Genomic DNA, 13,480 nt, shown 5'->3' with positions numbered 1-13,480 from the left:
GCGCCGCATCGGTCGAGTTCGAGGCAGGTGGCCGACTCCATCAGCACACCCCACCCTGTCGCCGCTGGTCACTGGTCAAGCGCGACATGGGTAACCTCGCCGCGGCCGGTCTCGCGGAGATCACGCGGGTGGCGAAGCGCCGGCTGAAGATGCTGCAGTACCGGCCGACGGTGATCGATGGCTGCCTGGGCGCCACTGGCGCTGAGCCTCAAGGACTGCCTTGTTCAGTCCGTGGCCCCGTCCTGCCGTGTCGCTGTCACGCGGAAGCCATGCAGTTCAACGTCCCAGATGTCCACCACCGGCTCGGGGGCGTCATCCTCGTCGGAGAAGCCTTCGACATAGAAGCCGAAGAACTCCAGCAGCGCTCGCTCGCCCAACCCCAGCGGATGGAACGGCAGCGGGTACGGAACCTCGTCCTCGAAGGGCGGAAAGGGCTCCACCGGTTGTCGGCCCTCCCAGTACGGCAGCTCGAACGGCAGCCGTTCGCCGATATCCTCGATGATGCCGCTGTCCGGAGACAGACTGAGTGAGCGGACGAGCTTGCCGTCGTCCCAGACCGCGAAGGCCAGCCCACGTGCCGCGTGCAGGACGATTTGTGCGCGAGGCGCGGCCGATACTCGGTCTTGTGGCCCCAGGCCATCTTCGTCAGCCGGTACCGCTCGCTGGCCGCCAGGGCTATAGGGCATGCGGTGGCAACAGGCACGGACACCTCTCGACCGCTGGTCGTGGCCTGGCGGAACTACCTATTTCTGCGAGACGTAAGCGCCGACATATGCCTGTAGGGCGCAGTACGGCGGCGGAGCCGCCCGGTCCACGCAGTCGGTCCTCGAAGGGAGACGGGGGGATCACGCGCCCGATGTTCGACTCAGGCGCCGCCTTTCAGACGTGCCCAGGGACGGCGACGCGAAGATCGAGGAGCTGTTGCGTATGCACGGGCACGTGGTTTTCGGCGAGGCCATCGATGAGGCTTGCCAGCGGAACTGGCTGGTCCAGCACGAGTGCGTCATTGGACAGGAGGAGCGACGGCACCGCAACCGAGGCGGCTTCTTCGTTGAGTTGATCGGCGATGTCGCACAGGACCGTAGCCTGGCTCCGGACGTGATCAATCAGGTCCGCCCGGCCTGAGTGCCCGGTGATGATCCGGTCAAGATTCCAGGTGTCGAGGGAGATCCGATTGTCGAAGGTGGGCCGCGAGCCGGCGACGACGCCCAGAGCAACCGCTGCGATCGAGGCATCGATGCTAAGGAGATGGGCCAATATCTGGTCGGCATTCCATCCTCCATCGTCCGCGTCGCCGAGGTCGGGGATGGCCGCCGCATCGAGCAACCTTTCGTAGGCGCTGCGAAGTACTGTCGTGTCCATAGCCTGCTTTCCTTCAGTCGGGGCGTGTTGAACTCGAATCCCGCTCCGCTGCCTCAGCGACGCGTTTGATGTGCGCCAACCGACGGTCCCAGTCGGCCGCGAGCGAGGCCATCCAGCGTGCCGTCGTGTCCAGCGCCGCGGGCCGCACCGCGTAACGCACCTCGCGCCCGACCCGGCTGCCGAAAACCAGCCCGGCTGCGTCCAGAACGGCAAGGTGCTTGACCACCGCCTGCCGCGAAACGGGAAGGTGTTCGGCCAGCGCCGTCGCGGTGGCCTCGCCCTGAGCGGCGAGCAGGTCAAGCAGTTGACGTCGCGTCGGGTCGGCCAGCGCACCGAGGACACTGTCGACGACCTCGGCGGCGCCGGGACGTTCTTCCGTCACGTGGAGGGCTGTTCGGCGCGCGTCTTGAGCGCGTCGAGCTCCAGGGGCCAGCCTTCGCTGTGGTCCTTCAGATTCTGACTGCGCAGCTCCTCGGACCCGGCCAGCGCCGCAAACCCGCTCTCGACGACGCGCAGCCGCGTCTGGTCGCCTTCCGGGGTCAACGTGAACTCCACGAGGGTGCTGTTGTCCTCGCGCAGCTCTTCTCCAGGGAACGCGCTGGTCCAGCGGTACGCCAGGTACGTGGGCGGCTCGATCTTCTCCACGCGCACCGGGAAGTCGCCGTGCTCGGCGTTCTTCGCCGTCATCGACTCGCCTTCCCTGGCCACTGTGCCGGGCAGGCTTGCTTTGTCGGCCACCCAAAACCCGGGTTGGGCCACCAGCGACCAGACCCGCTCCAGGGATGCCGCGATCAGGGTCTCGCGTTCGATCCGGTCCTCGCTCATGAGGGGACTCCTCTGCTATTGCCATTGAGTGCAACTTCAGAGTTGCACATCCCATCCTTGAAGTGCAACCCAAGGGTTGCACCTAGGTGCTCATCGTTGGTTGGTGATGATGGAAGGGGGCTGGGTGAGGGCCGTGGGCTACTCAAAGTCCGTAAGGGCTGCATCCCACCAGCGGTCGGCACACCTGCGCGCCTTGGTCACGAAACCAACCTCCGCGTCAACCCCGAAGGACTTCCGGAGCCAACCACTTAGTCAAGCCACACCCTCGCCACCCGAATGACGGCCACGAGTCGCATGCCGCGTCATCCCTGGAGACGGTGAGTTCAGCGTGCCATTAACGAGCTCGTGCACGGTAGGCAGTGAGACGTCGAGGACTTCTGTGGGGCTCGGGGTTCACATCTGCCGTGCGGATTTGGGGTCCGTGATCTGTTGGTGGGACAGCAGGCCGGCGATGGCTTGGACGGTGTCGCTGATGTGTTCGCGGCGGCCGAGGTGGCGGGCCAGGGCGCGCCAGTTTTTCAGGTGGGCGATGCCGTGCTCGACGCGGATGCGGCGTGAGGAGTGCGCTTTGCGCTGGCGTTCGTAGATCTCCTCGTACCAGTCCGGGGCGTTCTTCTTGAACTTGCCCGGCCAGGCCATCACCCCGCCGAGAAAGTCGCGACCCGGAGCACTGCCTGGTCGCCTTCTTCTTGCCGGGGACGAACGCCCGCCGTCCGCCGCGGCCGGCCGGCGGCCTGCGGACCTGGATCTCGGTGGCGTCCAGGCGCAGCTCGACGCCTTCGGCCTGGGCGTAGGCGAACACCTCTGAATCACACTATTCTCGGAGCGGCATCGCGAGGTCGGGTCCACCTGGGGGTGGGATGACGACGGCCTGGCCGGCTCCATCGGAAAGGAACTGACCGACGACTGGCCGCTCCTGCGGTCCGGAGCCTTCAAGGGGAGCCTCGGACACGCGCAGATGGTCCACGCCAAACTCGTCGACTGGAAGAACAAGCACGCTCAGCGGAGCTGATGCCGCCGCCCAGCCAGTCCCGCCCACGACGCGGCCTGGAACCGGCTGGGCCGCAGTGGCCCGGAACATGGTGGCGCTGCCGACTTCCACTCGCTGCACTGGCCTGAAGCGTTGCCGTCCACAGCATCAGCCTCGCCACTGCTCCTTTCAGATCCCGGAGGCAGGTGCAGCCGCCTGGTGAGCGTGTGCTGTCACATACAGCGCGGCCAGGAGCACAAGTGCCACCGTCTGAGGGGCCGTCTCCGTGTCAGACAGATCATGGAGTTCGCTATTGCGGAGGCTGAGTCCTCCGTCGCTGTCGACGAGCAGGAGACGAAGAAATGCCTGCCAATCGGCGTGCATGCCCGCGTCCGTCCGAGGGGCCACTGTCCTCCTTCATCCCCAGCATCCGGACGGCAGACGCCGATGAGGGGGTCAGAGGCCCTTTTCGGGAACGAGTCTGGGCAGAATTGCAAGCAGCGACTGCCGCTCGGCCGGGGCGAGGACGGAGAGGAATTCGTCCTCCATCTCACGGATCGCCGCCTGAGTTGTCGCGTGGAGTACGCGGCCCTGGTCGGTGATCGAGACCGTCTGGGACCGGCGGTCCGCCGCGTCGCGCTTCCGGACGATCAGCTCACGCTTCTGGAGCCGGTCGAGCAGCGTGATCAGTCGCGTTTTGTCGTGCTTGATCTCACGCGCCAGCGTCAGCTGGTTCGGCGCGGCGCCGCGGGAGAGTCGGTCGAGGACGATGTACTCCCACATCGTCAGCTCGTTTGCGGCCAGCAGTGGCGCCTCCGCCTCAACCAATCGGTCAGTGACCCAGGCGAACAGCGCACCCAAATCTGCGCGATCTGAATCTGACATGCAGCGAGTGTACCGCTGCTTGAGATTATCTCTGATGTAGATGATCTGACGGTCCTTACTATCCAGGTATCCCCGTCGCCGGAACGACTGAAGCACTCGCGCGGGATGTGCCGCCGACGCGGGAGTTGACGCCCGCCAGGGAGCTCGACCCCGGGCGCCGCGAAGGGCGACTGCCGCAACGGGCGGCGGGGCGCCGTGCAGGCCGGGTCGATACGGACACCCCAGTGAGTCCGGGCCTGCGTGTGGCGCCGCGCGCGACGCCCTCATCTCATCAAAGCCGCGCACGCCCGGCATGCCGCCACTATGAGCAGCATCCATAGACCGTCTGCTTGACGGATGATGTGCTTCTGCTTACCGTACAAGCATGGATACCATCACGGTTTTCGGAGCCACGGGTCACATCGGGTCTGCCACCGTCCGTCGCCTCGGCGAGTCGGGCGCGACTGTGCGGGCGGTGGTGTGGCGAACGCCCGCTGACACGCGGATCGAGGGAGCGGCCGCCGTGGTGCGGGCCGATCTGCTCGATCCCCAAGCCATCGCCGCCGCCGTCGAGGGATGTGACAGCGTGCAGGTGATCTTCCCCTTGTCCCCGGTCGCGGAGGACCCGGACGGGGTGACAGCGGCCCTCGCCGAGTCGCTGGTCCAGGGCCTGTCTGCCTTCCCCTCGCTCCCGGTCCTGGTCATCTCGGACTACGGAGCCCAGACCCCCTCCGGCACCGGCATCCCGGCCCTCTTCCATCAGATCGAGGTGCGCCTGAGCGAGCTGCCGAACCCGCTGACGTTCGTGCGTTCGGCCGAGCACATGCACAACTGGGCACGCCAGGTGCCGGTGGCGCTGAAGACGGGGACGCTCGCGAGCCCGCACCAGCCGCTGGACAGGCCGTTGCCGATGGTCCACGCCGCGGATGTCGGCACGATCACCGCCGACATCCTGCTCTCAGCTCCGCCGCAGGCCGGATCGCGGCGAGTCGTCCATGTGGAGGGGCCGCGCCGCTACACCGCGCGGGAGGTCGCCGACGCGCTGGCCGCGGCCACCGGCACCGACATCACCACCCTGGAGCTCCCGCGCGAGGAGTGGGAACCCACCGTAACCGCGGCAGGTGCGGCACCGGCGTTCGCCAAGCTGAACGCGGAATTCTTCGACGCCCACAACAAAGGGCTCGTCGAGCCGCCGGCCGGAGCGGACGTCCGCCGCGGAAGCACCTCGCTCAACGACGCCCTGGCCTTCGCGATCAAGAACTCCGGGGCCGGCCGATAACCCACACGGCGCCGAGGACTCCCAACCCGTGAGAGATCCAGCTCGCTCCCGTCACCGGTGGGAACCGCGGTCTGGGCCGCTCGATCGTCGAGGCCCTCGCGGACGACGGCGTCGATGTGGTCTTCACATACCGCTCCCCCGAGAAGGAGGCGAAGGAGGTCGTAGAAGCCGTGGCCGCCCGCGGCCGTCACGCGAGGGCTCTGCGGCTCGACACCACCGAGATCACCGCCTTCGCCGACTTCACGCCACCCTGCGTTCGACACTGCGGGAGGAATGGAACCCGGAGAGCTTCGACATCTTGGTCAACAACGCCGGCTTCGGCGCCCACACCTTCCTCGGGCCCACCGACGGGCCGAGCTGATCCGTTTCGGGATCGACACCACGATCGTGGTGCCCGGCGCCTACCCGTCGGGCACCAACCGCTTCCACCCACGCTGCTACGCCCGCCGACACCGAAAGCGCGGCCGACTACGAGGACCTCTACGGTGAGGCCATCCGAACCGTTCCCGACCGCCTGGCCGCGCTCCTCCCCAAGGACGCCTCCGTCCAGGAGGTCGCCGACGCCATCGTCAAGGCCGTCGCCGCACCCCCAGGTGCCCGCCCCTGGCGGGTCCACATCGACCCTAGCCACGACGGCAGCGAGGTCGTCTGGGCCGTCGGAGACCGTATCCGCGCCGAATTCCTCGCCAACTCCGGCCTGGGCGACCTTCTCGTCCCCAACAGCCACCGCTGACCAGCCCCGCGGCGCTCACCGGGCGGTGAGCCCGGTACCAGGGAACGCCCTCGGACGGCTGTCGCTGCTCCTCCGGCGCGAGCACCGCCACACTTCCACGCGATGTGCAAGAAGGTGTTCGCGGATGTGGTGGAACAGCAGAGCGTGCGCGGGTTTGCGTCGCCCGGCACGGCCGGTCCGGCAGACGGTGCGTGAGGTGTCTGCAGGGTCGTCCTGGCAGGACGAGGGAACTCACGCAGAACTGGCAGACCCTCTTCTCAAGGCCGCCGAACGACGTCGGCCGATCACGGCAGGAGAACTACATGAGCATGAACAAGCACGCGGTCGGCAACCAGGGCCTCGTGACCTCGGTCGAGGGTCTGGGCACCATGGGCATGACGGCGATGTACGGCACCCGGGACGACGAGGAGTCGACGAAGACCCTGCACCGGGCGGTCGAACTCGGTGTCACACTGTTCGACACCTCGGACTTCTACGGTCCCTTCACCGGTGAGGAACTGGTCGGGCGTGCCCTGGCGCCGTACCGGGACCAGATCGTGCTGGCCACGAAGTTCGGCGGGGTCACCCTGGACGACGACGGGAACATCGTCGGCGGACCGAACGGCAGACCCGACTACATCCGGCGTTCGCTGGAGGGGTCGCTGCGCAGGCTCGGCACGGACCGCATCGACCTTTACTACCAGCACCGCGTCGACCCCGACGTGCCCGCGGCGGAGACCTTCGGCGCCCTGGGCGAGCTCGTTGCCGAGGGCAAGGTGCGCTACCTGGGCATCAGCGAGGCGTCCGCCGAGACCATCCGGGCGGCCCACGCCGCGGCCCCGCTGTCCGCGGTGCAGACCGAATACTCGCTGTTCACCCGGACCGTGGAGACCAACGGTGTGCTCGATACGGTGCGCGAGCTGGGCATCGGCTTCGTCGGATACTCGCCTCTGGGCCGCGGGATGCTGACCGGCACCCTGCGCTCGGTGGCCGACCTGCCTGCGGACGATTTCCGCCGCACCGCTCCCCGCTTCAGCGAGGAGCACTTCAACCACAACCTCGTCCTGGCCGACCGCGTCCGCGCCATCGCCGAAAAGGCCGGTGTCACCCCCGGACAGCTGGCCCTGGCCTGGGTGCTCGCCCAGGGCGCCACCGCAATCCCCGGCACCAAGCGGCGCCCCTACCTTGAGGAGAACGCCGCTGCCGCAACGATCGTCCTGGACGACGCTACGCTGGCTTTGCTCAACGAGGCCATCCCGGCCGACGAGGTGGCCGGCGCACGCTACGTCCCGCAGGCCATGCAGGCCGTCCAGGAGTGACGATCCGATGAACCAGGGTGAACTGGGCCGCTTCCTGCGGGCCCGGCGGGAGGCGCTCCTGCCGGCCGACGTCGGGCTCGTCGCCGGTGGCCGGCGCCGCGCCAGGGGTCTTCGGCGGACTGAGGTCGCGCTGCTGGCCGACGTCTCGACGGATTACTACGAGCGCCTGGAGCAGGGGCGCAACGCGCACCCCTCCGAGTCGATGGTCGGCTCCCTCGCCCGGGCACTGCGCCTGTCGGTGGACGAACGGGACCACCTGTACCGGCTCGCCGGGTACGCACCCCCTGCACGCGGAGCGGGAAGCGGCTACGTCGATCCGGCGATGATGTTTCTGCTGGACTCCTTGACCGGGGTGCCCGCACACGTCACCGACGACCTCAACACCATGCTGGCGCAGAACCGGCTCAGCCGGGCCCTGGTCGGCTCCTGGGAGACGGGCGACGACAGGGACGGAAACGTCACCTGGCGATGGTTCACCGACCCCGCCTCCCGTTCGCTCAACGCCCCCGGGGAACACGAGGCGATCGGCCGCGGCTACGCGGCCGACCTCCGGGCGAGCACCGGCCGCCGCGGCGAGGACCCCAATGCCGCGCGCCTGGTGAGTGACCTGCTGCGCGGCAGCGAGGAGTTCACCCACTACTGGAACGACATGGCCGTCGAGCCGCTCCAGTCCACCCGCAAACAGCTCAACCACCCGGACGTCGGCACGCTGGATGTGCAGTGCGACGTCGTCCTCAGCAACACCACGGGCCACCGGATGGTGATCTTTCGCCCGCAACCCGGGTCCACCACCGCGGAGAGCTTCGCCTTCCTCGGCGTACTCGGCACCCAGGAATTCACCACCTGACGCCCCGTCACTGGTGCGGCACGGCCGAGGAAACCGGCTGACGCTCCAGGGACCACAAGACCGTCGCCGCCCCACCCGAGGCGCACTCCGGGGATCGCCGGTCCTCCGGCAAGCAGCCTCCGCACCCGACATCCGGTGACGAGGCATCAACCCCCGGATGTCACGCCCCCGACCACGCCCAAAGAGGCCTGGTGGCCTGTACGGACGCGAGGCCGGCCGAGCAGCGGACGCAATGCCGCCCCGCCGGCTGGGCGGGGCGGCGTCGGTGTCGTAGGGGCAGAAGGTCAGTGGGTCAGGGGCTCAGTGATGGGTCGGGATGCGGTGGGGGGCGCAGACGTCACCCTGCGGGCCGACCGGAGGGATCGGCGGAGTCGTGCCGGTCATGCCGTCGTCCTCGCGTACGGTGATCGTCGCGAAGTCGTTCGCGCCGAGGACCGCATTGGTCGAGACGGAGACCGCCGTCTTGAAGGCGGTGCTCGGGGCGGCGCCGGGGAGGGTGTCGCCGGTGATCGGGAACGGCACCGCCACACAGGTGCTGCCCGGATGGAAGGTGACCTGGGACATCACCGGGCCCAGCGCGCCGGTCGTGGCGCCCAGCACGGTCAGGTAGGTCGTGACCGGCACCGTGCTCGGCCGGGACAGGTAGACCGCGACCTTTGCCGTGGACGGACCCGAACCCTCCTCCGCCGACGTCGAGTCGACGTTCACCGTGGGGCGGGAGTGGGAGTGCGGGGTGCCCATCGACGGGGTGTCGAAGGACAGGTCCGACAGGTACGTGCCGCCGGCCGCCCCGACGGGCGTGAAGCGGACAGACGCCAGCCGGTGCAGGTCGAGGCCCGCGCGGCGCAGCGTGGAGGTCGGGACGTGCACCTGCTGGAGCACGATCTTGCCCAGCCTGTTGGACGTGCTGGCCGGCATCCGGGTGACCGCCCACGGGTTGAGGGCGGAGACCGGCTGGCTCCAGTGCCGGCCCGACGTGTCGGTGACGGTGAGCGTCATGTCGGTGGCCGAGGCGACGCTCTCGTCCGGTGACATGTCGAAGGTCATCTCGTCGTAGCGTGACACGTCCCGCTGACGGGCCGGCACGGAGACGGCGACCCCGCCGCCGGTCCCGGTCCACGTCACGTGCGTCATCGGGTTGAGCGGCACGTTGGGCGCGTAGTTCGCCGGGGTCCAGTACGGCACCTGCTGGTTCGTCAGCGTGCTGCCCGGGAGGGTGCAGTCCGGCAGCGGCTCCGGCACCGTGCGCCCGTACTTGTTCGCGCACACCGTCGCCGTGACGTCACCGGTGGCGGTGACCTGCGGTGAGGCGGACTGGAAGGTCGTGATGTCGCTGCGGGTGGAGGCCGGCTGCTGCGCGACCGTACGGACGTCCGCGTAGCCCGCCACGGACGGCGGTTCGGTGCCCGAACCGTCGAACATGCCCTGGAAGGAGGCCTGGTGGCCCAGCGAGGACTCGAAGAAGCCGGCGATGTAGGCGGATCCGACCTGGTACTGCTGCGCGGCCGTCAGCCGGATGTTCTGGCCCGAGGCCAGCGCCGTGGCGCTGGTGCCGCACACCGGGTCGTCGGCCTGCGACCAGTCGTCGGATGCGCCCGGATACGGCGGTGTCCACGAGGTGTTGTAGAAGTCGTGGTCGGTGCCCATCACCCAGATGTCGGACCGCTGCACGTCGTCGGCGAACGTACCGTCGCGCGAGTCGGCGTAGAAGTGCTGGCCCTGCTGGTCGGACACGTCGCCATCGCAGTACGGCAGCAGCGTGGTGGTGATGACGTCCGGCAGCGTGACGCGGGTGAAGTCGATCGGCGCGAGCGCGAAGACCGACTTGATGGCCCACGGGTGCGGCAGGCCCTCGTTGAGCGTGGCCGCGGTGACCACGCCCTCGCCGCCGCGCGAGTGGCCCATCAGCCCGATGCTGTTGAAGTCCAACGAGCCGGCGAACTGCCGTGCGGTCATCGTGCCTTCGGGGTACGTCGAGCGTCCCGCCGCCAGCGCCTGGTCGAAGTCGACGTCCTGACCCGTGACGTCGTCGTGGTAGCTGACGGAGTGGCCGGCGTTGACCGCCTTGAGCATCGTCAGCGTGTCCAGCACGAGCTTGCCGCGGGTGCCGGCTCCGTCGTCGGGGGAGCGCTGGTTGTCGTTCGCGTTGATCGCGTTCGCCGAGATCGACACCACCGTGTAGCCCGCCGCGGCGAGCGCCTCGCCGGCGCCGTCGTAACCGGCGTAGCTGAGGATGGGCGTGGTGCCGGCCGGGCAGGGCCAGCCGCTGGCGCCCTTGAGCGTGGTGGTGTTGTAGCAGGAGCTGTGCCGGCCGTGCAGGAAGATCACCAGCGGGTGCGGGCGGTGGTCGGTGGGGACGTAGATGCGCCCCTCCAACTCCCCGCGGATCCCGCCGATGTCGGCCAGCGCGATGGACTGCGCGCCGAAGTCGTAGTCGGCGACGGTGTAGGAGCCGGGGCCCACCGTCGTCGGGTCGGCGGGCGTGTTGCCGTTGCCGCCGGGGTGGTACGGCGACGGGTGGCCGTCCTTGCCGCCCTTGGCCAGGGTGCGGCGCTGGGCCGCGAGCTGGTCGGCGGCGGAGGGCAGCGAGGCGGGGCCGGTGGCGGTGCTCGAACCGCCGGTGGACCACTGCCACGCGATCGACGACGCCTTGGCGACGGCCGGATCGGTGGTGGTCGCGGTCAGCGTGCGGCCGTCGGCGGACTCCGCGGCGGGGCCCAGGTCGAGCCCGTCCGCGACGAGTTCGGGCATGTCGTCGCGTATCGGCAGCGGGCTGCCGAGCCGCAGCGAGACGGTGTAGCCGGCGGCGCCGCGCGTCACCGTCCAGCCCTCGCCCGACGCCACCTGGGCGGAGGCCGTCTCCGTGCCCGGCGACGCGGCGGACGCCGGTCCCGCGGCGCCGAGCACCGCCGTCACCAGGGCGCCGGCCGCGGCCAGCGCGACCACGGGTCTGGGTATGCGCATACCTGTGCGTACGCGTGTTCGCGCGCTCACGGCCGTACCATCCCTTCCTCGGCTTCGGGATCGTCGTCGGGATAGGGGTAGAAGGCGGTACCGAGCTTCGGCAGCCAGCCCACCGTCGCCACCGGCGACGCGTCGTCCCCCGGGTGCTGCGGCGGGAGCCCGGCGTTGATTACCGGCTGCCAGCCCACGGTCAGGAAGCTCATCGCAGCGCCTCCTCGGCCACCAGCGGGTCGTTGGACAGCTCCGGCGGCGTGGCCGGCTCGACCGAACGCAGCACGCGCGGCGCTACCTTGGGCGTGTCGGCCACCGGGTCCGGCGGCGCGGCGTTGTGGTACTGCGGGAAGTGCTCCTGGTAGTCGATCGCGGCCTGCACGATCTCCGGCTCGCTGAACCGCGGGCCCCAGAACTGCGCGGCGATCGGCAGCCCGACGGTGCTGTCGTAGCCGACCGGGAAGGAGACCATCGGCCAGGCGAGGGCGTTGGGCAGCTGGTAGTAGGCCCGGTAGACCGGGAAGCCGCCGCCGGTCCGCAGGCCGATCTGCGCGCCGAGCGAGAAGACAAGCATGAAGTCCACGCCCGCCTTGTCCAGCGCCGCCTGGTAGTTGGCCTGGAGCTGCCGGCGCCGCTTCTCGCCCTCGACGCGCACCGACGCCGGGATCATCCCGCCCAGGCGGGTGGCCGACTCGAAGGACGCCGACGTCTCGCCGGGCGCCTTGCGGCCGTACTGCGCCAGCAGCACGGCGGCCTGGTCGGCGGGGCGGGTGGCAGCGAAGTCCTTGACCGCGTCCCAGTAGCGGATCTCGTAGCGGTTGGGGCTGAGCACCGCCGACGACGGGGAGATGTTGGAGCCGTCGACGGTCGCCAGCACGTCGCTGCTGGAGAAGTACGGGTCGTTGGCCGGGTCGGTGACGTCCAGGCCCGTGAACTCCTTGACCGTGGCGCCCAGCGACGCCAGCTGCTGCTTGAGCCGGTTGAAGGCGGCCAGGTGGTCGGCGTCGTAGGTGCCTTGCGGGGAGGTGCCGGCCTGGATGCCGCGGCTGGTGCGCATCCAGTCGGTCTGCGGGATGCCGATGGTGACACCGGCCAGCGGGCGGCGGCCCTTGCGGGCGCTCAGCGGCATCGTCGGGAACGGTTCGGGCGCTGACAGCGTCAGCGGGTCGTTCGCCGGGTCGGGGCCGAGGACGATCGACAGCACCAGCGAAGCGTCGCGCACCGAGCGGCAGATGGGGCCGAGCACGTCGTAGCCGGGAGAGAGTGGCATCAGGCCGGCGACCGACGTGGTGCCCAGCGACGGCTTGATGCCGCTCGCACCGTTGGCCGCCGACGGCATCATGATGGAGCCGCCGGTCTCCTCGCCGATGCACGCCGCCGCGAGCCGGGCGACCGGCGCGACGCCCGAGCCCTGGCTCGAACCGCCGGGCACGTAGTCCTTGTTCCAGGCGTTGCCGGCGAACGTGCCGGTGATGGAGCCGGAGAAGGCCGAGGCGACGGTATGGCCAAGGATCACCGCGCCCGCCTCACGCAGCCGGTGCACCACGGTGGCGTCCCGCAGCGCGGTGTTGCCGTCGAAGGCGTGGCTGCCGTCCTTGGCGTCGAGGCCCTTGACGGCGACGGAGTCCTTGATGCCGAACGGGATGCCCAGCAGCGGCGGCAGTTCCTCGTGGGTGTGCCGGGCGCGGGCGAACCGTGTGTCGGCGGCGGCCGCCGCGGCGAGCGCGCCCGCCCGGTCGATCCGGACGAAGGCGTTGTAGAGGCCGTTGTCGCCGTAGGTCTCGAAGGGACCGTTGAAACGGTCGATACGGTCCAGGTACGCCTTGGTCACCTGGGTGGCGGTGACCTTGCCGGCCCGCAACAGCGAGGCGAGCTCGACCACTTCGTAGTCGACGAGCCGGGAGCGCTTCTTGATGCCGGAGGCCGCCGGGAGGGCGGCGATAAGCCGGGCGGTCGATGAGGCGGCGCCGCCGGAGGTCGCCGAGGCCGGGGTGGCGACGGCCGCGGAGACCGCGACGGCACCCGTCATGGCGGCGGCGCCGCCGAGCACGGCGCGCCGGCTCATACCGCCTGCGGGAGCGGATTCAGCGAGGGAGGAATCGGTGGTGCGCGGGTTACGGGTAGGCATGGAACGATCTGCCGTCATGTACAGCTTTCCTGTCCTCTGCGGTGGAGAAAGAAAGGACCAGCGCGAAGTACTCGCGTCCCGCGAGGAGACTTTAGGTCGCGAATATGGTGCGCGGAAGCCGTCTGACCTGGAGTTTGATGCACCGTGAATGCAGTTGGGCACTTTATTTCGCGCGGGTGTCGCGGGCGTGAAAATCGGCGCCGCCGGAAACGTGCGGGA

At 69.4% G+C, this 13,480-nt stretch carries 12 protein-coding genes and 1 pseudogene; 4 read left to right on the top strand and 9 right to left on the bottom strand.

The features are described 5' to 3' along the window. Nucleotides 1-224 precede the first annotated feature (224 nt). The 6 genes from RCR19_RS33520 to RCR19_RS33495 form a co-directional block, all read right to left on the bottom strand. Complete coding sequence (locus RCR19_RS33520) at nt 225-686, bottom strand: hypothetical protein (RefSeq protein WP_331268509.1); 462 nt, start codon at nt 684-686, stop codon at nt 225-227. A 193-nt stretch (nt 687-879) separates the two neighbouring features. Continuing rightward, on the bottom strand, nt 880-1,362 hold the full coding sequence (locus RCR19_RS33515; protein ID WP_331268508.1) for a hypothetical protein: 483 nt from the start codon (nt 1,360-1,362) through the stop codon (nt 880-882). A 13-nt stretch (nt 1,363-1,375) separates the two neighbouring features. After that, nucleotides 1,376-1,744: a metalloregulator ArsR/SmtB family transcription factor gene (locus RCR19_RS33510; protein ID WP_331268507.1), complete on the bottom strand. Its 369-nt coding sequence runs from the start codon at nt 1,742-1,744 to the stop codon at nt 1,376-1,378. Beyond that, a complete protein-coding gene (locus RCR19_RS33505; RefSeq protein ID WP_331268506.1) occupies nt 1,741-2,187 on the bottom strand; it encodes an SRPBCC domain-containing protein in 447 nt (148 codons plus the stop codon). Before RCR19_RS33505 ends, RCR19_RS33510 begins: the two co-directional genes overlap by 4 nt. Nucleotides 2,188-2,580: 393 nt before the next feature. Then, complete coding sequence (locus RCR19_RS33500; RefSeq protein WP_331269626.1) at nt 2,581-2,826, bottom strand: transposase; 246 nt, start codon at nt 2,824-2,826, stop codon at nt 2,581-2,583. Nucleotides 2,827-3,613: 787 nt separating this feature from the next. Further along, a complete protein-coding gene (locus RCR19_RS33495; RefSeq protein ID WP_331268505.1) occupies nt 3,614-4,042 on the bottom strand; it encodes a MarR family transcriptional regulator in 429 nt (142 codons plus the stop codon). Nucleotides 4,043-4,406: 364 nt separating this feature from the next. Here RCR19_RS33495 and RCR19_RS33490 point away from each other — a divergent pair, with 364 nt between their 5' ends. The 4 genes and pseudogenes from RCR19_RS33490 (at nt 4,407) to RCR19_RS33475 (ending at nt 8,178) form a co-directional block, all read left to right on the top strand. Next, a complete protein-coding gene (locus RCR19_RS33490) occupies nt 4,407-5,300 on the top strand; it encodes an NmrA family NAD(P)-binding protein (protein ID WP_331268504.1) in 894 nt (297 codons plus the stop codon). 35 nt (nt 5,301-5,335) lie between these two features. Next, nucleotides 5,336-5,503 (top strand): annotated as a pseudogene (locus tag RCR19_RS33485) (SDR family NAD(P)-dependent oxidoreductase); the annotation flags it as partial. 838 nt (nt 5,504-6,341) lie between these two features. Continuing rightward, nucleotides 6,342-7,331 carry an aldo/keto reductase gene (locus tag RCR19_RS33480; RefSeq protein WP_331269625.1) on the top strand — a complete coding sequence of 330 codons (990 nt, stop codon included), beginning with the start codon at nt 6,342-6,344 and terminating at the stop codon, nt 7,329-7,331. 7 nt (nt 7,332-7,338) lie between these two features. Next, the gene (locus RCR19_RS33475; protein WP_331268503.1) at nt 7,339-8,178 is read left to right on the top strand and encodes a helix-turn-helix transcriptional regulator; all 840 of its coding nucleotides are present in this window, start codon (nt 7,339-7,341) and stop codon (nt 8,176-8,178) included. A gap of 300 nt (nt 8,179-8,478) precedes the next feature. Here the strand turns inward: RCR19_RS33475 and RCR19_RS33470 are convergent, their stop codons facing one another. From RCR19_RS33470 to RCR19_RS33460, 3 genes are read right to left on the bottom strand one after another with little or no spacing between them, the layout of a single operon-like run. After that, nucleotides 8,479-11,172: a hypothetical protein gene (locus RCR19_RS33470; RefSeq protein ID WP_331268502.1), complete on the bottom strand. Its 2,694-nt coding sequence runs from the start codon at nt 11,170-11,172 to the stop codon at nt 8,479-8,481. Further along, nucleotides 11,169-11,345, bottom strand: coding sequence for a hypothetical protein (locus RCR19_RS33465; protein ID WP_331268501.1), 177 nt, complete (start codon nt 11,343-11,345; stop codon nt 11,169-11,171). Before RCR19_RS33465 ends, RCR19_RS33470 begins: the two co-directional genes overlap by 4 nt. Beyond that, nucleotides 11,342-13,261: an amidase gene (locus RCR19_RS33460; protein WP_331268500.1), complete on the bottom strand. Its 1,920-nt coding sequence runs from the start codon at nt 13,259-13,261 to the stop codon at nt 11,342-11,344. Before RCR19_RS33460 ends, RCR19_RS33465 begins: the two co-directional genes overlap by 4 nt. Between the last annotated feature and the right edge of the window lie 219 nt (nt 13,262-13,480).

Origin of the sequence: Streptomyces sp. WAC07094 (genome assembly GCF_036320405.1) — a bacterium.
Classification (GTDB): Bacteria; Actinomycetota; Actinomycetes; order Streptomycetales; family Streptomycetaceae; genus Streptomyces; species Streptomyces lannensis.
Note: the sequence above shows the minus strand (reverse complement) of the source record. Positions and strands in the feature narration are given on the sequence as shown.

Bases quoted from the DNA above. Each gene is read 5' to 3' on its own strand.
- RCR19_RS33500 (WP_331269626.1), bottom strand. From the start codon at position 2,826: ATGGCCTGGCCGGGCAAGTTCAAGAAGAACGCCCCGGACTGGTACGAG.
- RCR19_RS33465 (WP_331268501.1), bottom strand. From the start codon at position 11,345: ATGAGCTTCCTGACCGTGGGCTGGCAGCCGGTAATCAACGCCGGGCTC.
- RCR19_RS33495 (WP_331268505.1), bottom strand. From the start codon at position 4,042: ATGTCAGATTCAGATCGCGCAGATTTGGGTGCGCTGTTCGCCTGGGTC.
- RCR19_RS33460 (WP_331268500.1), bottom strand. From the start codon at position 13,261: ATGCCTACCCGTAACCCGCGCACCACCGATTCCTCCCTCGCTGAATCC.
- RCR19_RS33475 (WP_331268503.1), top strand. From the start codon at position 7,339: ATGAACCAGGGTGAACTGGGCCGCTTCCTGCGGGCCCGGCGGGAGGCG.
- RCR19_RS33520 (WP_331268509.1), bottom strand. From the start codon at position 686: ATGCCCTATAGCCCTGGCGGCCAGCGAGCGGTACCGGCTGACGAAGAT.
- RCR19_RS33480 (WP_331269625.1), top strand. From the start codon at position 6,342: ATGAACAAGCACGCGGTCGGCAACCAGGGCCTCGTGACCTCGGTCGAG.
- RCR19_RS33490 (WP_331268504.1), top strand. From the start codon at position 4,407: ATGGATACCATCACGGTTTTCGGAGCCACGGGTCACATCGGGTCTGCC.
- RCR19_RS33505 (WP_331268506.1), bottom strand. From the start codon at position 2,187: ATGAGCGAGGACCGGATCGAACGCGAGACCCTGATCGCGGCATCCCTG.
- RCR19_RS33515 (WP_331268508.1), bottom strand. From the start codon at position 1,362: ATGGACACGACAGTACTTCGCAGCGCCTACGAAAGGTTGCTCGATGCG.